At 59.2% G+C, this 22091-nt stretch carries 20 protein-coding genes; 4 read left to right on the plus strand and 16 right to left on the minus strand.

What is annotated here, in order from left to right; all coding sequences use genetic code 11:
• The first annotated feature begins 417 nt into the window (after positions 1-417).
• The gene (locus CKW16_RS29925; RefSeq protein WP_095133070.1) at positions 418-1107 is read left to right on the plus strand and encodes an energy-coupling factor ABC transporter permease; all 690 of its coding nucleotides are present in this window, start codon (positions 418-420) and stop codon (positions 1105-1107) included.
• A 63-nt stretch (positions 1108-1170) separates the two neighbouring features.
• Positions 1171-1386 (plus strand): hypothetical protein, encoded by a 216-nt coding sequence (locus CKW16_RS29930; protein ID WP_033054332.1) that lies wholly within the window; start codon positions 1171-1173, stop codon positions 1384-1386.
• 3 nt (positions 1387-1389) lie between these two features.
• Here CKW16_RS29930 and yacG read toward each other — a convergent pair whose 3' ends face one another.
• From yacG to pilB, 5 genes are read right to left on the minus strand one after another with little or no spacing between them, the layout of a single operon-like run.
• On the minus strand, positions 1390-1590 hold the full coding sequence (gene yacG, locus CKW16_RS29935; protein ID WP_046049370.1) for a DNA gyrase inhibitor YacG: 201 nt from the start codon (positions 1588-1590) through the stop codon (positions 1390-1392).
• Positions 1587-2210 (minus strand): dephospho-CoA kinase, encoded by a 624-nt coding sequence (gene coaE / locus CKW16_RS29940; RefSeq protein ID WP_095133072.1) that lies wholly within the window; start codon positions 2208-2210, stop codon positions 1587-1589. Before coaE ends, yacG begins: the two co-directional genes overlap by 4 nt.
• Entirely contained in the window at positions 2207-3079 is an 873-nt protein-coding gene (locus CKW16_RS29945; RefSeq protein WP_095133074.1) for an A24 family peptidase, read from the minus strand. The genes coaE and CKW16_RS29945 overlap by 4 nt, the downstream gene beginning before the upstream one ends.
• Position 3080: 1 nt before the next feature.
• Positions 3081-4298, minus strand: coding sequence for a type II secretion system F family protein (locus CKW16_RS29950; RefSeq protein WP_095133076.1), 1218 nt, complete (start codon positions 4296-4298; stop codon positions 3081-3083).
• Positions 4299-4300: 2 nt separating this feature from the next.
• A complete protein-coding gene (gene pilB / locus CKW16_RS29955; RefSeq protein ID WP_095133078.1) occupies positions 4301-5998 on the minus strand; it encodes a type IV-A pilus assembly ATPase PilB in 1698 nt (565 codons plus the stop codon).
• A 225-nt stretch (positions 5999-6223) separates the two neighbouring features.
• Here pilB and CKW16_RS29960 point away from each other — a divergent pair, with 225 nt between their 5' ends.
• Both CKW16_RS29960 and CKW16_RS29965 read left to right on the plus strand, forming a co-directional pair.
• Positions 6224-6631 carry a pilin gene (locus tag CKW16_RS29960; protein ID WP_095133080.1) on the plus strand — a complete coding sequence of 136 codons (408 nt, stop codon included), beginning with the start codon at positions 6224-6226 and terminating at the stop codon, positions 6629-6631.
• A gap of 317 nt (positions 6632-6948) precedes the next feature.
• Positions 6949-7302: a BON domain-containing protein gene (locus CKW16_RS29965; RefSeq protein ID WP_095133081.1), complete on the plus strand. Its 354-nt coding sequence runs from the start codon at positions 6949-6951 to the stop codon at positions 7300-7302.
• 290 nt (positions 7303-7592) lie between these two features.
• Here the strand turns inward: CKW16_RS29965 and CKW16_RS29970 are convergent, their stop codons facing one another.
• From CKW16_RS29970 to CKW16_RS30020, 11 genes are all read right to left on the minus strand, one after another.
• A complete protein-coding gene (locus CKW16_RS29970; protein WP_095133083.1) occupies positions 7593-7889 on the minus strand; it encodes a DUF2845 domain-containing protein in 297 nt (98 codons plus the stop codon).
• Entirely contained in the window at positions 7889-10840 is a 2952-nt protein-coding gene (locus tag CKW16_RS29975; protein WP_095133085.1) for a DUF748 domain-containing protein, read from the minus strand. The genes CKW16_RS29970 and CKW16_RS29975 overlap by 1 nt, the downstream gene beginning before the upstream one ends.
• A 93-nt stretch (positions 10841-10933) precedes the next feature.
• Entirely contained in the window at positions 10934-11950 is a 1017-nt protein-coding gene (locus CKW16_RS29980; RefSeq protein ID WP_095133087.1) for a class I SAM-dependent rRNA methyltransferase, read from the minus strand.
• 187 nt (positions 11951-12137) lie between these two features.
• A complete protein-coding gene (locus CKW16_RS29985; protein WP_095133089.1) occupies positions 12138-13010 on the minus strand; it encodes an oxygenase MpaB family protein in 873 nt (290 codons plus the stop codon).
• A gap of 65 nt (positions 13011-13075) precedes the next feature.
• The gene (gene acs / locus CKW16_RS29990; protein ID WP_095133091.1) at positions 13076-15013 is read right to left on the minus strand and encodes an acetate--CoA ligase; all 1938 of its coding nucleotides are present in this window, start codon (positions 15011-15013) and stop codon (positions 13076-13078) included.
• Positions 15014-15200: 187 nt separating this feature from the next.
• Positions 15201-16865 (minus strand): glucose-6-phosphate isomerase, encoded by a 1665-nt coding sequence (gene pgi / locus CKW16_RS29995; protein WP_095133093.1) that lies wholly within the window; start codon positions 16863-16865, stop codon positions 15201-15203.
• Between the two features lie 229 nt (positions 16866-17094).
• On the minus strand, positions 17095-17475 hold the full coding sequence (gene panD / locus CKW16_RS30000) for an aspartate 1-decarboxylase (protein WP_003228271.1): 381 nt from the start codon (positions 17473-17475) through the stop codon (positions 17095-17097).
• Between the two features lie 195 nt (positions 17476-17670).
• Positions 17671-18531 (minus strand): pantoate--beta-alanine ligase, encoded by an 861-nt coding sequence (panC, locus tag CKW16_RS30005; protein WP_095133094.1) that lies wholly within the window; start codon positions 18529-18531, stop codon positions 17671-17673.
• A complete protein-coding gene (gene panB / locus CKW16_RS30010) occupies positions 18528-19328 on the minus strand; it encodes a 3-methyl-2-oxobutanoate hydroxymethyltransferase (protein WP_095133096.1) in 801 nt (266 codons plus the stop codon). The genes panC and panB overlap by 4 nt, the downstream gene beginning before the upstream one ends.
• A gap of 364 nt (positions 19329-19692) precedes the next feature.
• Positions 19693-20178: a 2-amino-4-hydroxy-6-hydroxymethyldihydropteridine diphosphokinase gene (folK, locus tag CKW16_RS30015; RefSeq protein ID WP_095133102.1), complete on the minus strand. Its 486-nt coding sequence runs from the start codon at positions 20176-20178 to the stop codon at positions 19693-19695.
• Between the two features lie 3 nt (positions 20179-20181).
• Positions 20182-21582, minus strand: a complete 1401-nt coding sequence (locus CKW16_RS30020; protein WP_008153304.1) for a polynucleotide adenylyltransferase PcnB — start codon at positions 21580-21582, stop codon at positions 20182-20184.
• Between the last annotated feature and the right edge of the window lie 509 nt (positions 21583-22091).

The raw sequence follows: 22091 nt of genomic DNA on the forward strand, positions 1-22091 counted from the left end.
TTGCTTTTGATTTTGATCTATTGCCCCTTTCCCAGAGGCCGAACGCAGGCGTTGCGCAGGGGGCACCGCGGCAAGGATGCCGCGGTAGCCGCCCCCGGCCATGGATGGCCGATGGCGGCGGGCCCCCGGAGCAATGCCGGAGTGAGGGCATGCCGAGCCTAGGCGAGGCACCGAATGGCGGGGCAAAGCCTTTTGGTTCCTTTTCGGCGTTTGGAAAAGGGACTCGCTGTAAAAGCGAAACCGTCAGTCGCCGTTACCGCAGAAACGGATATGTACCCCCCCAATCGTAGAACGCTCCCCCAGAGCAAACCCTCTCACCACAAATGTGTGTGCCGGCCGGAAATCGAAGGGCGTTCGAGGGGCGGTGTAGACTGAGGGCCTATTCTCTTTCGGCAAGACAAGGGAGTGTGCCCAGCCATGATCGGCGCCGAGTTACTGTCACCTGAAACCCTCACAGCGGGGTGGTTGATCTATGTGCCGGTGCTGATCTGGGCCGTTGCGCGAGCACCGTGGGTCGAACTGTTCAGCGACAGTCGCCGCCAGCATCTGTTGTTCGGCACGGTGTTCGCACTGTTCATGCTCTGGCTGGTGCGACAAGACTTCGACACCGGCGTGTCCTACCACTTTATCGGCATGACTGCTGTGACCCTGTTGCTCGACTGGCCGCTGGCGATTGTCGGCGGGTTGGTCGCGCAAGCGGGACTAGTGCTGCTCGGGCGGCAGGATCTGGCGGCGATGGGGGTCAACGGCGCGCTGCTGATTCTGCTGCCGGTGCTGGTCACCGAGTGCTGTGCGATCCTGGTGGAGCGAGCGCAACCGCGTAATCCCTTTGTGTATATCTTCGTGTCCGGATTTTTTGCAGCGGCGCTGTCGGCGTTGCTGTGTCTGCTGCTGGCGCTGTGGTTGCTGTGGTTCAACGAACGTTTTGCCATGCCCTATTGGCTGGAAGATTTTGTCGGATATCTGTGGCTGCTGATTTTTCCGGAAGCGTTCATCAACGGCATGGTGGTCAGCGCGCTGGTGGTTTTCTGTCCCGAGTGGCTGGAGACGTTCAATCGCACGCGCTACCTTTCGGCACCCTGGAAAGACGACGATCCCAAATCTTGATCCACATCAAAGGCAAAAATCGCTCACGAATCCATGCTCTGGAAAACCTTCAGGAGCATCGAAATGAGTGTCTACGAATGGGCAAGGCAGGAGTTGCGTCAAAGTCTGGATGGGGCGCAGGAAGTGGGGTTTGATCCGGGATTGAGCCTGCGCGCCTTGCTCAGTGCAGTGGTGCAACAGAGCAAGGCGGTGCGCAGTGCCGAAGACCTGGCCGATGAGTTGCGTTTTCTTGCGGAAAACCTCGATGACAGCCAGGACTACGGTTTTATGCGGCCTTGAAGATCAGTGACGTGGCTCGAAGTCTTCGCTGAACAGGTCGTCTTCGGCATCCGGGCTTACCGGAATCTTGTGTTCTTCCGAGGCCCAGGCGCCCAGGTCAATCAGCTTGCAACGGTCCGAACAGAATGGCCGGAATTTGCTTTCTGGGCTCCATTCAACAGGGGCGCCGCAGGTTGGGCAATCGACGGTTGGGATTTGGCTCATGACTGGCCTCCACGCAAAGTAAGGTAAAAGTGATGCAGGCGTTCGACCTCGCTGTGCAGCCAGGCGAGGTCGCGGTCGTTGACCACCACATCGTCGGCGTGGCTCACGCGGTCCTGTCGGCTGGACTGGGCCTTGAGGATCGCCTGGACCTGTTGCTCGCTGGTCTGGTCACGCTGCAGGGTGCGCTCGATCTGTAGTTTTTCCGGGGCATCGATCACCAGAACCCGTTGGGTCGTGGCGTACTGCCCGGACTCGATCAGCAGCGGCGAAACCAGAATCGCGTAAGGTGATTGTGCCTTGGACAGGTGATCGGCGATTTCCTTGGCGATCAGCGGATGCAGCAACGCTTCGAGCCAGCGGCGTTCCTCAGGCACTTCGAAGATCAGTTTGCGCAACGCCGCGCGATCCAGTTGTCCGTCGGCTTGCAATACGCCGGGACCGAAGTGTTCGGCGATTTTGGCCAACGCCGGGCGCCCCGGCTCCACCACCCAACGTGCCGCATGATCGGCATCCACCACGTGCACGCCCAGGTCGATGAAGTGCTGGGCAGCCGCGCTTTTACCGCTGCCGATGCCGCCGGTCAGGCCGAGAATCCAGGGTTTTTCCACAGGGGTATTCATTTCAAACCGACAAACTGCCAATAGAAGTCGGTTATTTGACCACCCCAGAGCAAGGCAATCCAGCCGGCAATTGCCAGAAAGGGTCCGAAGGGGATCGGCGTGGAGGTTTTCGCATTGCGCAAACGCAGCAAAATCACGCCGACAACGGCGCCCACCATCGACGATAACAGGATGGTCAGAGGCAGGATCTGCCAGCCACCCCAGGCGCCGAACATCGCTAACAGCTTGAAATCACCGTGGCCCATGCCGTCCTTGCCGGTGATCAGCTTGAACAGCCAGAACGCTGACCACAACGTCATATAGCCGGCCACCGCGCCCCAGAACGCTTCATGCAGGGACACGAAGAGCCCGAAACTGTTGACGATCAGCCCCAGCCATATCAGCGGCAGCACCAGCACATCCGGTAGCAGTTGATGCTCGGCATCGATCAGGCTCATGCTCAGCAACCCCCAGCTCAGGAGCAATGCCATGCAGGCCTGCCAGCCGAAACCGAAATGCCAGACGATGAACGCCGAGAGCAGGCCGCAGGCCAGTTCGGTCAGCGGGTAGCGTTTGCTGATGGCTGCCGTGCAGTTCGAGCATCGACCCCGTAAGAACAGATAACTGAGCACCGGAATATTTTCCCAGGCGCGGATTCGATGGCCGCAATGTGGGCACTGGGAATGGGGCAGCATCAGGTTGAAGGTCGGCAGCGGTGTTTCGCCTGGCAAGCCCAGCACTTCACGGGCCTCCTCACGCCATTCGCGGTCAAGCATTTTTGGCAGGCGCCAGACCACCACGTTGAGAAAGCTGCCGATCAGCAGGCCGACCAACAGGGCTGCGATCACGAAGGTCAACGGCTGGAGGGTCAGAATGTCGTTCAAGGGCATGTCAGATCGCTGTGCCGAGTTGGAAGATGGGCAGGTACATCGCAACCACCAGGCCACCGACGATAACACCCAGCACCACCATAATGAACGGCTCCATCAGGCTGGTGAGGTTATCGACCATGTTGTCCACTTCGTCCTCATAGAAGCTCGCGACTTTGTCGAGCATGTCATCCAGCGCGCCGGACTCTTCGCCAATCGCGGTCATCTGGATCGCCATATTCGGAAAAATGCCGGAGGCACGCATGGAGAAGTTCAGTTGCATGCCAGTGGATACGTCCTGCTTGATGCGCAGCACCGCTCGCTTGAACACGATGTTGCCGGTAGCGCCGGCCACCGAATTCAGGGCTTCCACCAGCGGCACACCTGCCGCAAAGGTAGTCGACAGCGTGCGGGCGTAACGGGCCACGGCGGACTTGTACATCAGCGTGCCAATCAGCGGCAGTTTCAGCAGCCAGGTGTCCATTCGGTCCCGAAAGCCTTGCGACGTTTTAAACGCGTGGCGCACACCGAAGATGGCCGCGATCAGCACGCCGAGCATCGCCCACCACCAGTCCTGCATGAATTCCGACAGGCCGATGACCATCACAGTGAAGGCTGGCAATTCGGCACCAAACCCTTTGAACACCGATTCGAACTGCGGCACCACTTTGACCAGCAGAATCCCGGTCACAATGATCGCGACGAACACCACTACCAGTGGGTAGGTCATGGCTTTCTTGATCTTGGCCTTGAGGCTTTCGCTTTTTTCCTTATAGGTCGCCACTCTCTCCAGCAGGGTATCGAGGGCACCGGCCTGCTCGCCGGCATCGACCAGGTTGCAGTAGAGCTCATCGAAATACTGAGGCTTTTTGCGCAGGGAAGCGGCGAAGCTGTTACCCGCAGCGACTTCCTGTTTCACCTCGTCAACCAGTGTGCGCATGGCCGGGTTATCGAAGCCTTCACCGATGATGTCGAAAGACTGCAACAGCGGTACGCCGGCCTTCATCATGGTCGCCATCTGCCGGGTGAACAGGGCGATGTCCTGGGCTTTGATGCGCTTGCCGAGGTTGAAAATCGAGGTGGACTTCTTGCGTACCTTGCCGGGGGTGATGCCCTGCTTGCGCAATTGGGCCTTGATCAACGCGGGATTCTGACCGCTCAATTCGCCCGTCATTTTGGTGCCTTTGCGGTCTGTGCCTTCCCAGGCATAGACGCTGATTTTTGCTGCTTTGACCGCCATATTCAGTCCTTGGTGACCCGGTTGATTTCTTCAAGGCTGGTGATGCCTTGCATGGCCTTGAGCAAGCCCGACGTCCGCAGGTCGTTGAAGCCGTCTTTACGCATCTGACTGTCGATTTCCAGTGAATTGCCTTCGGCCATGATCAGCCGTTGCAGGTCCTGTGTGTTCTTCACCACTTCATATATCCCGACTCGCCCTTTGTAACCGCCGTTGCACTGATCGCAACCGACAGGCTCATAGATCGTGAATGAGCCGATGCGTTCCTCGGGGAAGCCTTCCCTGAGCAGCGCCTCCCGGGGAATCTCGATGGGTTTCTTGCAATGGCTGCACAATTTGCGTGCCAGGCGCTGGGCAATGATCAAGCTGATCGAGGTGGCAATGTTGAAACCCGGAATGCCCATGTTGTGCAGGCGAGTCAGGGTTTCGGCGGCGCTGTTGGTGTGCAGGGTCGACAGCACCAGGTGTCCGGTCTGGGCGGCTTTGATGGCGATTTCGGCGGTTTCGAGGTCGCGGATCTCACCGACCATGATCACGTCCGGGTCTTGACGCAGAAATGAGCGCAGCGCCTGGGCGAAGTCCAATCCCTGTTTGGGATTGACGTTGACCTGGTTGATGCCTTCCATGTTGATCTCCACCGGGTCTTCGGCGGTGGAGATGTTGATGTCCACGGTGTTGAGAATGTTCAGCCCGGTGTAGAGCGACACGGTCTTGCCCGAGCCGGTGGGCCCGGTCACCAGAATCATCCCCTGTGGCTGCTTGAGGGCGGCCATGTACAGGTCTTTCTGACCGGGCTCATAGCCGAGGGCGTCGATGCCCATTTGAGCGCTGGACGGGTCGAGGATCCGGATCACCACTTTCTCGCCCCACAGGGTCGGCAGGGTATTGACCCGAAAGTCGATGGATTTGCTCTTGGACAGGCGCATCTTGATCCGTCCGTCCTGGGGCCGGCGCCGTTCGGAGATGTCGAGGCTGGCCATGACTTTCAAACGCGCGGCGATGCGATTGGCCAGGTGAATCGGTGGCTTGGCGACTTCACGCAAAATACCGTCGGTGCGCATCCGCACTCGGTAGGTTTTTTCGTAGGGCTCGAAATGCAGGTCGGAAGAGCCGCTTTTGATCGCGTCCAGCAACATCTTGTGAACGAAGCGCACCACGGGCGCGTCATCGGCATCCTGGCCGGCGATGGCGTCTTGCTTGTCATCGATCGACTCGATGTCCACGCCATCGAGGTCAACGTCGGCCATGTCTTCCAGGCCGGTGCCTTGGGTATCGAAGAATTTTTCGATGGCGTCGCTGAGCTTGTCTTCCTCCACCAGGATGGCTTCGGTATTCAGCCCAGTACTGAACTGGATGTCATTGATGGCCTGATGATTGGTCGGGTCGGAAACGCCCACAAATAATTTGTTGCCGCGCCGCCAGAGGGGCAGGGCGTGGTGCTGGCGAATCAGCTTCTCGCTGACCAGACCCTTGGGTTGGGTTTCCTTGTCCAGACAGTTGAGGTCGAGCAAGGCCATGCCGAAGTGTTCCGAAGCGATCTCGGCGACCTGGCGACTCTTCACCAGTTTGCTCTGCACCAGATAACTGACCAGGGAGATTTTGTTGCGTTGGGCTTGCTGATACGCCTGTTGCGCGCTTTGGTCAGTGAGCAGCTCGGCCAGGACCAATTGCTTGGCCAGACCGCTAAGGGCGATGTCATTCATTGGGATACCGGACGCAGACAGTTCATGACTTATAGCCTAGTCAAGCGGAGGAGCCAAACCAGCGGCGTTCAGGTGACAAAAAGTGTCAGATAGTGCGGATTCTGGGGGTAGGAAAGGACGCTGCACTCGCCTCGCGTCCCGCCAATAGGGGGCATGGCGCTTGGCATGGGCTGTGCTGCGGCTAGTTCAGGTCATGAGATTTCGACTCATGCATGGAGCTTGTCTATGAAGACTCAAAAAGGTTTTACCCTGATCGAGCTGCTGATCGTGGTGGCGATCATCGGGATTCTGGCGACGTTTGCCTTGCCGGCTTACTCGAAGTATCAGGCACGGGCCAAGTTGACAGCCGGTCTGGCGGAGATTTCCGCTTTGAAGGTTCCGTTTGAAGATCTTATGAATCAAGGGATCAGTCCGGATTTGGCGGGGATCGGTGGAACACTGACAACCTCCAATTGCACAACGACAGCTGCGGGTGTCGCGAGTGCTGGCACGGGCACTATCACCTGCACGGTTCTCAATGCTCCGGGGCCGGTGTTGAATAAAGTAATCACCCTCACGCGCTCGTTGACTGGCTGGGTATGCACCACCACGGCCGAACAGGAATACGCTCCTAAAGCCTGCGATGGCGCCTGATACATTGCCAGGCCTACCAAATACCCCGCCTCTCACGATGCGGGGTATTTTTTTGTTCGCCGTTCGGGGGGAAATGGAGTAACTGAGAAAACTTCCAACAATTCATGGCCTTAGGCCTGCGGTAAAACCCGCAACTTGCATGTCGATAATTTCCAAGTCATGCAATTTGCATGATTACGAAAATCAGGTGTATTTGTAAGTTATTGATTTGTATGTATTTATTGGCTATCTCGAAGTTGGCACAGCGTTCGCAATATCTCCAGTAACCCTGCTGACAAGACACGCAGCAGACTTTATGAAAAACAGGAGTTACTCGTATGAAGAAGTTCGCTATCGCTGCCGCTACTGCTACCGCGTTGACCCTGACCATGGCCAACGTCGCATTTGCACAGACCCAGGCTACCCAGGCACCCATGGTTCTGGCCGCCGGTGAAGTGACCGAAGTTAAAGAAGCTACTTCCGATACCTGGATCACTACCAAAGTCAAAGCAGACCTGGTGACTGAAAAAGGCATTCCCGGTACCGACATTAAAGTCGAAACCAACAAAGGCGTAGTGTCTCTGTCGTCCACCGTTGCGGTAACTGACGCTCAGAAAGACACCGCTGTAGCGATCACCAAGAAAATCAAAGGCGTCAAAGCGGTCTCCGCTGACGGCCTGAAAGCCGAGTAAGGCAAGACTTCTCGCCTGGACTGGGAGAAGGCGCGACAGGCGGGCCGAGCAATACGTCTGTCGCCTCAGGAGAGTTCATGCGAAAGGCCATAAGGATGTGGCCATTACAGGCCCCGGGCATTCGTGTCAGGGGCCTGTTCTATTGTGGATTGAAGAATCTCTGTAGCAGCTGGCGAAGCCTGCGTTCGGCTGCGGAGCAGTCGTAAAACCTGAGAATTCACGGCCGCTTCGTCCGAACGCAGGCTTCGCCAGCTGCTACAAAGAGCATGCCGGCAGGTGATGGTTTATTCTCAGTTACCGCGCTTGCTGGTGATCTGCTTCAAACGATTACCTTCAAAACGCAGGTACTGATACATCCCGCCGTTGGGTCCGTAGGTCCATTCCTCGACTTGAAACTCTTCCCGTCGGTTAGCGCTGCGCTTGTAGCCCAACAGATCACGGCTGACCGGTTCGCCGCATTTCTGCAGCACTTCGCTGGACCTGTCCCCGACACTGACCAGTTGGCTGCCGCAGCGCAGGGTATCCGCCGCCGAGGCCTGACTGGCGGCCATCGCCAGAGCCAGGCTCATCAGCCATTTCGCGCGCATCACTCGGCGTCCAGGTGCAGCGGCGTAACCACTCGACCGTCACTTTCCGCTTCGCCGAGGTTGGCGTCGATGAAGTACACGCGGTCATCGGCCAACTGACCCTTGTCGACCAGATAGTCCTTGATGCTGCTGGCGCGTTCCTGACCCAACTGACGCAACAGCACGTCGCTGGAACTCCAGAACTTGATCACGCCGTCGCGCATTTTTGCCGTGCGTTCTTCCTTGCCCAGATCCTTCCATTCGGCGGGCGGCTGGGTCTTCAGGCGCGTGCGGTAGATCCCTTCCAGTAGCGGACCTTTCTCGTTATCCGGTACTTCCAGCAATGAAGCCTGAGCCGGCACTTTGTCGCCGCGACGCTGGAGCATTTTGTAGTAGTTGTACTGGAATTCCCGCTCCAGACGTTGCTCGGCGATCAGCGGGCCATCGCTGCTTGCGGCAGCCGTGCCTTCGATTTCCAGGCGCAGGGCCGGACGTTCCTTGAGGGCCTGGGACAGTTTCACCAGCGAACCCTCGGCATCCTTGCTCAGGTCGCTTGAGCCCGGGGCGAACGACACAGTGCCCAAATCTTCCGAACCACCGCCACTGACCAGCCCGCCAATCATTTTGAACGGCGCCGCGGCGGCCTTCACGATCAGGTTGCGCAGGGTCTGCCAGATGATAGGCATGACGCTGAACTGCGGGTTGTTCAGGTCGCCGCTCACCGGCAGCTCGATGGAAATCTTGCCGTCGACGTCCTTGAGCAACGCGATCGCCAGCTTCAGCGGCAGGCTCACGGCGTCTGGGCTGTCGACCTTTTCACCCAGTTGCAGTTGCTCGACCACCACTTTGTTTTCGGCCAGGAGTTGGCCGTTGGTGATCTTGTAATGCAGGTCGAGATTGAGCCGGCCCTTGCGAATGCGGTAACCGGCGAACTTGCCGGAGTAGGGCGTGAGCGTGGTCAGTTCAACTCGTTTGAAACTGGTGGCGATGTCGAGGCTGGCCATCGGGTCGAACGGGTTGACCGAGCCCTTGATGGTGACCGGTGCATAGCGGTCGACCTTGCCTTTGATATCGACGCTGGCCGGTTTCGCCTGACGGCTGTCGATGGTACCAATTTGCCCATTGAGCTGTTGAATGGCCGTGGCGAAATTCGGGGTCAGGCTGAAGTCGGCGAAGTTGGCCGAACCGTCATTGATGGCAATGCCACCAATGTGGATGCCCAGCGGTTTTTCCTTGCTGGCAGGTTTGGCTGCAGCTGTTTTGGCGCCTGAGTCGGCCGGTTGCGGAATCAGCAGATCATCGATGTTGGTGGTGCGGTCATCGTTGATCATGAAGCGCGCATAAGGCTGGAACAGGTTGACCTTGTCGATCGACAGGCTGTCGCCGTGCTGATAATTCAGGCCTTCGAGCACCAACTGCTGCCACTTGAGGAAGTCGCGGGTTTTGAGGGTGTCGAGGGTATGCAGTTGATCGACCTGAGCACGGCCGGTGACGCTGAATGCCAGCGGCTCGGTGCTTTTCAGATCGACCGCCAAATCACTGCCGAGCATACCGCTGCGCAGTTCCAGGCGAATAAACGGGTTGATATAGGACTGGGCGACGCGCAGGTCGATGTCCTTGGTTTGTACGTTTAACCTGGCGCTGACCGGGGCGAGATTGACGATACCGTCTGCCGTGATCTTGCCTTGCTTGCCCACGCCCGTATCGAGCTTGAGGTTAAAAGGCGAGCCATTGAGGCTGTCGAAATTCTGCAGGTCCAGGTTCAACGGGCCGACATCCAACGCCACGGCGGGTTGCGCCTTGCGGTCAGCCAGATGCACCTGGTAATTGCGCAGTTGCACGTCTTTGAGCAGCACCTGCCATGGCTTGCTTGGTGGCGCCGGGTCGGGTTTCGGTGAATCGGCGGCTGCCGGGGTACTGGCCGGCTCGGCGTTGGCTTTGGCGGCCGGTTTGGACGGTTGGCTGGCGAACAGTTTCTGCCAATCGAGTTGCCCGTCGGCTTCGAGGGCGGCCCAGGTTTCCAGTTTCTGGCTGCGGATCTTGCCGACGACCACTTGCTGCTTGGCCAGGTCGACGGTGGTTTCACTGATGTCCAGCCGCTCGAGTTTCGCCAGCGGTCGACCGTCTGGTGCTTTGATCGCAAACGGCGCGATGCTGACGGCGACGTTGCTCAACAGCAGCTCGGTCTCCTTGGCCAGGTTCAGTTTGTAGTCGGTGCTGAGGCTCATGACGCCGTCTTCGAGTACCAGTGGCACCGAGTCACGCACGTAGGGCCAAAAGGATTTCATCTTGCCATCGGTGATTTTCAGCTTACCTTCGGAGGCGAGCGGGATCAGGCTGAAATTGCCGGTCCAGTCGATCTGTCCACCTGCCGGGCCGATGGCCACCAAGGTCATGTCGGCACTGTCTTCAGGCAGGGTGCTGAGGTTTTTCAGTTCGAAGTCGAGTTTGTCGTAGAGGAATTCGATGGGTTCGCTGGGGCGTTGATCCTGGAAGTGCACGACACCGCCGGCCAATTTGATCCGCTCGATGCGCAACGGGAACGGTTTGGCGTTCGGGTCGGCCGGGGTCGGTTCACTGGCGGGGATTTTGAACAGGCCAAGCAGATTGAGCTTGCCGTCCTTGCCGAAGAGGATTTCGGTCTTGGGTTTGTCTATTTCGATATCGGACAGGTGCAGCGCCTTGGTCCAGAGGCTGTCGATCTGCAAGTTTGCATACAGTCGCTCGAAGCCGACCTGTTCCTTGCCCGGCTCGCCGATGATCAGGCCCCACAGGGTTACTTCAAGGCTGAACGGGTTGAGTTCGATCCGCGAAATCGTCGCGGGCGTCGTTGCGTAATTGGCCAATTGTTGATTGGCCACCCGCAACGCGATGCCCGGCAAAATCAGAAACCCCAGCAGGCTGTAGAGGGCTAGAGTGGTCAACAGAGCGCCAATAGCGCGAATCAATCCTTTGGGCATGTGCGGCTTCATCTGTCTGAATCGGAGAGCGTTGGAGTATGGCACGCGTTTCCGGTTCCGAAGTGATCAAGCTTTATAGGAATTATCTGATTTTCCGGACGAATCTCAGAGTTGCAGAATCAGGGTTTTCAGCGGCGGCTGCTCATCCATTGACGGAAAATCGCCGCCCGGTTTCATCACCGTCCACTCGCGCACCGGCCGGCCGGCTTTCTCTGCACAACGCAAAACCTGCTCGCGCCAGTCGTCCATGCTGACTTTTGCCAGGTTGTTGCAGCAGATCAGCACGCCGTTGTCGGCGGTGGTCAGCAATGCTGGCTTCAGCAGGCTCTGATAGTCGCGCAGCAGGTCGACGGTGCCGAAAGCACTCTTGGCCCAGGCTGGCGGGTCCAGCAGCACCAGGTCGTACTGACGCTGTTCCAGACGCTGATAGCTCGGCAGTTTCTGCCCGCGGCGCTGGCTGATCGGCAGGCCGGCCAACTGGCGGATGGCCGGGAAGTAGTCGGACTGGATGAATTCCATGGTCGGCAACTGCGGATTGAGCAAGCCGTTCTCACGGCCGACGGCCAGGTTGCCCTCAGCGAAGTCGAGGTTGCAGACTTCGCTCGCGCCACCGGCCGCTGCACTCAGGCCTACGCCACAGGTGTAGGCGAACAGGTTCAGCACGCTTTTGTTTTTGCTGTGCTGCTTGACCCAGCCGCGCGTGTTGCGCAGGTCGAGGAACAGCAGCGGATCCTGGCCGGCGTGGCGGCCGCGAACCCGGTAATTCAAGCCCCATTCGTGACCGATCAAGTCTTGCAGGGCGGCCTCGTCGGCGCGGTAGACGGTGTCTTCACGGTCGATACGCGAGTTGCCACGGGAGCGATCGTTGTAGACCAGCAGCGTTTCGAGGCCCAGGTGCTGATTGATGGTGTCGTGCAGTTGCAGCAGCGCATCACGTTCCAGCGATTGGTGAAAGCTTTGCACCAGCAATTGTGGGCCGTAACGGTCGATCGTCAGGCCGCCGGCGCCTTCCTGGCTGCCGTGGAACAGGCGATAGCAATCGGTGCCTTGCTGATGCAGTTCGGCCAGCAGGTCCTGACGACGATCGAGGGCGGCGCGCAGCGCCTGATTCAAGGAAGACATGCTGGGCGCCTTGCAGGAGGGAATTTGGCGCGGGAGTTTAACAGCATTGCACCTGATCCCGAGTCACTGATCGTTCCCACGCTCTGCGTGGGAATGCCTCTATGGACGCTCTGCGTCCGCTTCTGGGACGCGGAGCGTCCCGGGCTGCATTCCCACGCGGAGCGTGGGAACGATCATGCAGGCAGGATCAGGTCAGCAAACCCATCCGTCGTTTGGCGCGGTGCACCGAGCCGTTACGCACCGCCCAGCGCATCATCGGCACGCTGCGATTGACGCTGGCGCGGATCAGCTTGCGTTGCAGCGGGCTCTGGCTGACGCCAAGCATGTCACTGGCCCAGTCCGGCAGCAGGTCGATCCCGGCCTTCATCATCAAACCGCCGAAAGGTCTGGCCAGACGGCTGGGGGACGGGGCGTTCAACAACAGCCGTAACACCTCTCGACTGCGCTCATCGCACAGTAGCTGTGGGCGAATGCGTTCAAGGTAATCGGCAATTTCCTGTCGCGAACGCGGCACGTCACGGGCGCCGAGCCGTTCGGCGACCAGCGCGATTTCCGCGTAATAACGGTCCTGATCAGCAAGGGAAAGGTTCGGATTGCGGTAACGCAAATGGGCCGCGAGGAAGTTGCTGACTTCGGCCACGTGCACCCAGGTCAACAGATCGGGATCGCTGGCGGCGTAAGGCCGGCCATCCGGTGCCGTGCCGGTCACTTGCAGGTGGATGGTGCGGACCTTCTCGATCAGCCAGTCGGCGTCCTTTCGCGAACCGAAGGTGGTGCCGGAAATGAACTGCCCGGTGCGGCGCAGTCGGCCGATCATGTCCTCGCGGAAATTCGAATGGTCCCAGACCCCGGCCAGGGCCAGTGGATGCAGAGCTTGCAGCATCAGGGCGCTGATGCCGCCGATCAGCATGCTGCTGAAGTCGCCATGCACTTGCCAGCTCACCGAATCGGGGCCGAACAGGCCGGGATCACCCTTGGGGTTTTCCAGGTCGAGCTTGCCCAGAGACAGACCGGTCAGGCTCATGATCTGGGTTTCGATGCGGGTTCGAATGAATTCCATGGCGGCTCAGTGGCGGAAAAGGAGGCGCGGCCATTAACGGCCGCGCAGGCTTTTGAAACAAGCGATTATTGGTTCAGGCGTTTATCGACCAACTCCTGGACCACGCTCGGGTCAGCCAGGGTCGAGGTGTCGCCCAAGCTGTCCAGTTCGTTGCAGGCGATCTTGCGCAAAATGCGCCGCATGATCTTGCCCGAACGGGTTTTCGGCAAGGCCGGCGCCCACTGGATCAGGTCCGGTTTGGCGAAGCTGCCGATTTCCTCGCTGACGTGAGCCAGCAATGCTTTCTTCAGTTCGTCGCTGGGCTCGGTGCCGTTCATGGGGGTGACGAAGGCGTAGATGCCCTGACCCTTGACGTCGTGGGGGTAACCAACCACCGCCGCTTCGGCGATGCTGTCGTGCAGCACCAATGCGCTTTCCACTTCCGCGGTGCCGATGCGGTGCCCGGAGACGTTGATCACGTCGTCGATGCGCCCGGTGATCCAGTAATCACCATCCTCATCGCGCCGGGCGCCGTCGCCGGTGAAGTAGTAACCGGGGTAGGGCTTGAAGTAGGTGTCGACCATTCGTTGCGGGTCGCCGTAGACGCTGCGGATCTGCGCCGGCCAGCTGGACTTCATCGCCAGCACGCCGCTGCCGACGCCTTTGATTTCCTTGCCCACTTCATCGAGCAGCACCGGTTGCACGCCGAACATCGGTTGCGTGGCGCAACCGGGTTTGATCCGTTGAGCACTGACCAAAGGGCTGAGCATGATGCCGCCGGTTTCGGTCTGCCACCAGGTATCGACGATCGGACAACGCTGTTCGCCGACAGCATTGAAGTACCACTCCCACGCTTCCGGGTTGATGGGCTCACCGACACTGCCGAGTAATCTGAGGCTCGCGCGGGAAGTTTCCTTCAACGGTTCGGGGCCTTCACGCATCAGGGAACGCAGGGCGGTTGGGGCGGTATAGAAAATGTTCACATGGTGCTTGTCGATCACCTGCCAGAAGCGCGAGCTGCTCGGGTAGCTCGGTACGCCTTCGAAGATCAGCGTGGTCGCGCCATTGGCCAGCGGACCGTAGACGATGTAGCTGTGGCCGGTGACCCAGCCGACATCGGCGGTGCACCAGAAGACTTCGTCGTCGCGGTAGTCGAGCACGTACTTGAAGGTCATCGCCGCTTGCAGCAGATAGCCGCCGGTGGTGTGCAGCACGCCTTTGGGTTTGCCGGTGCTGCCGGAGGTGTAGAGGATAAACAGCGGGTCTTCGGCGTCCATCGGTTCGGGCGGGCAATCGTCGCTGACGTCGCGCAGCGCCTGGTGATACCAGATGTCCCGGCCCTCGACCCAGTCCACTTCGCCCTGAGTGCGCTCGACCACGATGACGGTGCTGACGTTCGGGCAACTGTGCAGCGCCTTGTCGACCTTCTGCTTGAGCGGCACGACTTTACCGCCACGCACGCCTTCATCGGCGGTGATCACGGTGCGGCAGTCGGCATCGAGAATCCGGTCACGCACAGAGTCCGGAGAGAAACCACCGAACACCACCGAATGCACCGCACCAATGCGCGTGCAGGCGAGCATGGCGTAGGCGGTTTCGGGGATCATTGGCATGTAGATGCACACGCGGTCACCTTTCTTCACGCCACGGCTTTTGAGCACGTTGGCCAGGCGACAGACGTTGTGATGAAGTTTTTTGTAGCTGATCTGCACGGATTCGGCGGGGTCGTCGCCTTCCCAGATGATCGCGATTTGATCGCCGCGCTTTTCCAGGTGACGGTCTATGCAGTTGTAACTGACATTCAACTTTCCGCCGGCGAACCAGCTCGCCTCACCGGTTTTCAGGTTATAGCGCTGGACGGTATCCCACGGCTTACTCCAGTCGAGAAAGCGTGTGGCCTGTTCGGCCCAGAAGGTGCTGGGATGTTCGATGGATTGGCGGTACAGGCGCTTGTAGTCGTCTTGACTTAATTGTGCAGCCCGGCGGACGGCATCGGCTTGGGGGAACGTGCTGATATCGAACATGACGGTTCCTTATTCTTGTTTTGCGACAAGAGATAAAGATGCGCCGAGTGAGGAGAGGGTTCAAGACCCGAAAACAAACGCAACCCTGTAGGAGCGAAGCTTGCTCGCGATGCAGACACCGCGGTGTATCAGGTACACCGCGTTATCGTTCATCGCGAGCAAGCTCGGCTCCTACGGGAGCGAGGCGTTAGCCGCGGTGACGACCGCGGAAGTAGTTGATCAGGCCTTGAGTCGAAGCATCGTCAGCCGGGGTTTCTTCGCTGCCGACCAGGCGGTTGTAGACGCCTTTGCCGAGTTCTTTACCCAGCTCCACGCCCCACTGGTCGAAGGCGTTGATGCCCCAGATCACGCTTTGCACGAAGACTTTGTGTTCGTACATCGCCACCAATGCGCCGAGACGACGCGGGCTGATGCGTTCGACCACCAACGTATTGCTCGGACGGTTGCCCGGGATCACCTTGTGAGGCGCGAGTTTCTGTACCTCTACTTCGCTGATGCCTTTGTCGCGCAACTCGGCTTCGGCTTCGGCAAGGGTCTTGCCCAGCATCAGCGCCTGGCTTTGCGACAGGCAGTTGGCGTACAGCCACTGGTGGTGGTCGGACACCGGGTTGAAGCTGACGATCGGCACGATGAAGTCGGCCGGGATCAGTTGGGTGCCCTGGTGCAGCAGCTGGTGATACGCATGCTGACCGTTGCAGCCCACGCCACCCCAGATCACCGGGCCGGTGTCGGTGGACACCGGGGTGCCGTCCTGGCGCACGCTCTTGCCGTTGGATTCCATGTCCAGCTGTTGCAAATGCTTGGTGATGTTACGCAGGTAGTGGTCGTACGGCAGGATCGCGTGGCTTTGCGCGCCCCAGAAGTTTCCGTACCACACGCCGAGCAACGCCAGCAGCACCGGCATGTTCTGTTCGAAAGGCGCGCTCTGGAAATGCTGGTCCATGGTGTAGGCACCGGACAGCAGTTCCTTGAAGTTCGACATGCCGATGGCCAGGGCAATCGGCAAACCGATGGCCGACCACAGCGAGTAACGGCCGCCAACCCAGTCCCACATCGGGAAGATGTTTTCTTCGCGGATCCCGAATGCCACAGCCGCTGCATTGTTGCTGGAGACGGCGATGAAGTGACGATACAGCTCTGCTTCCGAACCACCCTGAGCCAGGTACCAGGCGCGTGCGGCCTGGGCATTCTTCAGGGTTTCGAGGGTGTTGAAGGATTTCGACGAAACGATGAACAGCGTGGTTTCGGCGCGCAGTTTCATGGTCAGTTCGTGGAACTCACTGCCGTCGATGTTCGCCAGGTAATGGCAGCGCACGCCCTTCTGGGCGTAGGACAGCAGCGCTTCGGAGACCAGCTCCGGGCCGAGGAACGAGCCACCGATGCCGATGTTCACCACGTCAGTGATCGGCTTCTCGGAGTAACCGCGCCACAAACCGTCGTGGATACGGCCCACGAGGTCGGTGATCTGGTTCAGGACCTTGTGCACTTCCGGCATCACGTTGACGCCGTTGACCGACAGCTTGTCGCCGACCGGACGGCGCAGGGCGGTGTGCAAGGCCGGGCGACCTTCGGAGGAGTTGACGATTTCGCCTTCGAACAGCGCTTTGATCGCGCCCTGGAGGTCGACTTCGTTGGCCAGGCCCACCAGCAGATCGCGGGTCTGGGCGTTGATCAGGTTCTTCGAGTAGTCGAGAAACAGGCCGCAGCTGCTGAGGGTGAATTGGGTAAAACGCTGCGGATCGGCATTAAAGGCTTCGCGCATGCTGAAATCTTGCATGGCTTGGCGGTGGTCATTCAACGCTTGCCAGGCGGGCAGAGCGGTAACGTCTTGAGGGGTGCGGTAATACGCCATCGCTGCGGGTTTCCTTTTTACTTGAACGGCCTTTTGAACACTAAAAATACCGGAGCGCTGTGGGTGGGCGTCCGGTCAACTGCGTCGACACGATTTCATGACACAGGGCGAATACAGTAAACCTCGCGCTGCGATCTGTCTTGACTTTGTCTGACCCGTTCCCGGTACTTTTTTATACATCGTGCAGGGAACAGTCCGACAAACGGAAGGGGGAGGGGCTAAGACGGGATCAGGCGACCTGAACCGGAATGGCATTGCTGGTATGGCTCAGTTCATTACCCGGCGCCATGTAGAGCATGCGTGGCTTGAAGTTGAGCAGCTCGGCTTCGCTGTAGTGGGCGTATGCGCAGATGATCACGCGGTCACCGACCTTGGCCTTGTGCGCCGCGGCACCGTTGACCGAGATCATGCGCGAACCTTCTTCGCCACGAATTGCGTAGGTGGTGAAGCGTTCACCATTGTCGACGTTGTAGATCTGGATCTGTTCGTACTCACGGATGCCGGACAGGTCCAGCCATTCGCCGTCGATGGCGCAAGAACCTTCGTAATCGAGTACAGCGTGGGTGACTTCGGCGCGATGCAGCTTGGCCTTGAGCATGATGGCGTGCATGAGTGTTTCCCCGGGGCGGAATCGAACGGCGGGCATTGTGCCCAAAGGCTTGAGGGCCAGCAATACGGTCTGGAAGCGACGTAGATCTAATGTGGGAGCGGGCTTGCTCGCGAAAGCGGTGTGTCATTCAGCATTGATGCCGACTGATCCACCGCATTCGCGAGCAAGCCCGCTCCCACATTTGTTTTGCGGTGTTCAGGCAGTAGCGTCGAGGTTCAGATGCAGGTTATCGATCAACCGCGTAGTGCCCAGGAACGCTGCCACCAGAATCACCAGATCCCTATCTTGCGCCGTTGCCGGGCGCAAGGTCTGGGCGTGACGAATCTCCAGATAGTCAGGACGCAAACCCGCCGCTTCAAGCTGCTTGATCTGCGCACCGATCAACGCCGGGAAATCCCGTTCGCCCTGTTTGATCGCATCGGCAATCTGGCTCAAACCGCGATACACAACAGGTGCAACGGCCCGTTGTTCTTCGCTGAGGAAACCATTGCGCGACGACAGCGCCAGGCCATCGGCTGCACGTACCGTCGGTTCGCCGATGATCTGGATCGGCATGTTCAGGTCATGCACCAGGGCGCGGATCACCGCCAGTTGCTGGAAGTCTTTCTGGCCGAAGATCGCCAGGTCCGGCTGGACCATGTTGAACAGCTTGGTGACCACCGTCGCCACACCTTCGAAGTGCCCGGGACGGCTGGCGCCGCAGAGGCCTTCGGAGAGTTGCGGAACGCTGACGCGGGTCTGGCCGACCATGCCGTCGGGATACATTTCTTCAACGGTTGGCGCGAACAGCAAGTGGCAACCGGCCTGGAGCAGTTTCTCCTGATCGGCTGCGAGGGTGCGCGGGTACTTGTCGAGGTCTTCGCCGGCGCCGAACTGCAGCGGGTTGACGAAAATGCTCGCGACCACGAAATCCACCCGTTGGGAGGCTTTGGTCACCAGTGCCACATGACCGCTGTGCAGGTTGCCCATGGTCGGCACGAAGCCGATGCGCTTGCCTTCACTGCGGGCACGGGCCACGGCGGCCCGCAATTCGCGTACGGTTTTTACGGTGTTCATGCAGAGAATCCGTGTTCGATACCAGGGAAAGTCGCCGCTTTGACTTCAGTGACGTAGGCACCGAGCGCCGCTTGAATGTTTTGTTGCCCGGCCATGAAGTTCTTCACGAACTTCGGCACACGGCCAGTGATCGACAGGCCGAGCATGTCGTGCAGAACCAGTACCTGGCCGTCGGTGCCACTGCCGGCGCCGATGCCGATCACCGGGATTTTCACTGCTTGGGTGATCTCTTCGGCGAGCTCACTCGGTACGCATTCGAGCAGCAGCATCGACGCGCCCGCCTGTTCCAGGGCGATCGCATCGGCACGCATCTGCCGCGCCTGGTTTTCGTTGCGACCCTGGACTTTGTAACCGCCGAGGATATTCACCGATTGCGGTGTCAGCCCCATGTGCGCGCACACCGGGATACCGCGCTCGGCCAGCAGACGGATCGAGTCCGCCAGCCACAACGCTCCTTCAACCTTGACCATGTGCGCACCCGCCTGCATCAACAGGGCACTGTTGGTCATGGCTTGTTCGGTGGTGGCGTAGGCCATGAAGGGCAGGTCGGCGAGGATCAACGCATCGGTGTTACCGCGTTTGACGGACGTCACGTGGTAAGCCATTTCAGCGGTGGTGACCGGCAGGGTGCTGTCGTGACCTTGCAAAACCATGCCGAGTGAGTCGCCCACCAGCAGCACTTCGACGCCAGCCTCATTGCAGGCGTGGGCGAAGGTCGCGTCATAGCAGGTCAGCATGGTGATCTTTTCACCTTTTTGCTTGAGACCTTGCAGAGTGGTCAGGGTGATGGCTGGCATGAAAAGTTCCTCATTCAGGCGCTGTGGAAACTACTGCGAGTAACGCGCGTGATTCTTCGTTAAATACAGGCGCACGGTCTGTTGTCGTGCTTTTAAGGCCTGGATTGCGCCCTTCAACGCCGTGTTGGCGGCAGCGGGACGCCTATAGTCGTGAGGAGAACTCGGGAAGTCAATTGCGTGTGTTACCGCATTGTTACGCGTGGGGTGTTACCGGGGTAACTGATGCGATTCAGCAGCAGATTTTGTGTTCAACACAAAACCAATGTGGGAGTGAGCCTGCTCGCGATGGCGTCCTGACAGTCAACATCTTCGGTGAATGTTAAGTCGCTATCGCGAGCAGGCTCACTCCCACAGGGGATTTGCATTAATTCGGAGGGAGGCGTTCCAACCCGACGAACGGACAGGCAGCGAGCAAATCACTCAGGCTGCGGCCATCGGCCAGACGCAAATCCGCAGGCGCCAGTTCGGCCAGTGGATACAGAACGAAGGCTCGTTCCTGCAGATGGTAGTGAGGCACTTTGAGGCGAGGTTCATCGATCAGCCGATCACCGAACAGTACGATGTCGAGATCCAGCGTACGCGGCCCCCAGCGTTCAAGGCGCTCGCGGCCCTGCCCGTTCTCGATGGCTTGCAGCGCATCAAGCAGCTCCAGCGGCGGGAGTGTGCTGTCGAGGGCGGCAACCGCGTTGGTATAACGCGGTTGGCCGGGCAGCAGCGAGTCGCTCTGATAAAACGCGGAAACCCCGATCAATTCGGTTTGCGGCAACTGTGCCAGCGCGTCGACGGCGCTGCGCAATTGTTCGGCGGGGGCAGCCAGATTGCTGCCCATGCCGATGTAGATGCGTTCCATGGATTACTCGCCCGTGGCGCTCGGTGCGCCTGCGGTGCGTTTGCGCTTGGCGCCACCGCTGCGGCGACGTTTGCGTGGAGCGCCGGTGCCGTCGTCCTTGCCGCTGAGGTCGCGGATCATGTCGCGACGTTCGCTGTCGTTGGCGTCCTGATAATCCGTCCACCATTCGCCCAGGCCGTCGGTCTGCTCGCCAGCGCTTTCGCGCAGCAGCAGGAAGTCGTAACCGGCACGGAACCGTGGGTTGTCCAGCAACAGGTCGGCGCGCTTGCCGCTGCGGCGTGGCAGACGCTCCTGCATGTCCCAGATCTCGCGGATCGGCATGGTGAAGCGTTTCGGAATCGCGATGCGCTGGCACTGTTCGGCAATCAACTCGTGAGCCGCTTCCTGCATCGCCGGAATCGGCGGCATTCCACGTTCTTGCAGGCGCAATACACGGGCTGGCAGGGCAGGCCAAAGCAGCGCCGCAAACAGGAACGCCGGGGTCACCGGTTTGTTCTGTTTGATCCGCAGATCAGTGTTGATCAACGCTTCGCTGATCAGCGTGTGGGTGTACGTCGGGTTGTATTCCAGGGCCTCGGCACTGGCCGGGAACAGCGGATCGAACAACTGCAGGTCGACCAGCATCTCGAAGGTGTCCGCGGCATGGCCGGAGAGGAACAGCTTGAGAACTTCTTCGAACAGGCGGGCCGATGGAATCTCGCGCAGCATCGGTGCCAGTTCGCGGATTGGCGCGGCGCTGTGTTTTTCGATGCCGAAATTCAGCTTGGCGGCGAAACGCACGGCTCGCAGCATCCGTACCGGATCTTCCTGGTAGCGTTGCTTCGGGTCGCCGATCAGGCGGATCAGGTGATTGCGGATGTCGTGTACGCCGTTGGCGTAATCGAGGATGCGCTCGCTGACCGGATCGTAATACAAGGCGTTGATGGTGAAGTCGCGGCGTTGTGCGTCTTCTTCCAGCGTGCCATAGACGTTATCGCGCAGGATGCGCCCGCTCTCGTTGCGCGAGGACTGGTTGCTGTCTTCCTCTTCATCGTTTTGCGGGTGATTGGCGCGGAAGGTCGCGACTTCAATGATTTCGCGGCCAAAGTGGATGTGCACCAGCTTGAAGCGACGACCGATGATCCGCGCGTTGCGGAATTCGGCCCGCACCTGTTCAGGTGTGGCACTGGTGGCGACGTCGAAATCTTTTGGCGTGATGCCGAGTAGCATGTCACGCACACAGCCGCCGACCAGATAAGCCTGGTAACCGGCGTTCTGCAGGCGTTCGACGATGTTCACCGCGTAGCGACTGAACTGGGCCTTTTGCAGCGAATGTTGGCCGCTGTTGAGCACTTCAGGCGTACTGCGAATGTGTTGCGTATGACGCTTGGGAGAACGGAATGACTGGAACAGCTTCTTCAGCATGGGATGCACTGTTTGAAGGAATGTTCGGCCAAAACGAAGAATGACCGCATGATGGGCGGGGATTCTAGCATTTAGTCGGGGGATGGTGTAGGAAGCTGCGCAAGCGCTTGAAGGAGGGGCTGGTACGCGTGGGCATGTAGCAGCTGCCGAGCAGCGCGAGGCTGCGTTCGGTGCGGGCCGCGTTCGGGCGAAGCCGTCGCAAAACCAGAGATTGCGGTGTGTCAGGAGAAAGCCGGTTGCCCATATTGCGACTACTGCGTAGTCGAACGCAGCCTCGCGCTGCTCGGCAGCTGGTACAGGGGCAGCGTGAAAGCCGAATTTCAGAAACTACAAGGGGAGCCGAAGCTCCCCAAGAAAGTAGTTGCATGCTCTATTTTTATTTTTGATTCGGGCTTTTTGTTTTTGTTAAGTGCCCTCGCCATGAAGTTTTTCCTTCATGACCCTCCCAATCGGGAGCCAAGAGCAAACGGATTGCTTTGGTCGCTGTGTTGCAGTGATCTTGCGATCCA

Origin of the sequence: Pseudomonas sp. Irchel s3h14 (genome assembly GCF_900187425.1) — a bacterium.
GTDB lineage: Bacteria > Pseudomonadota > Gammaproteobacteria > Pseudomonadales > Pseudomonadaceae > Aquipseudomonas.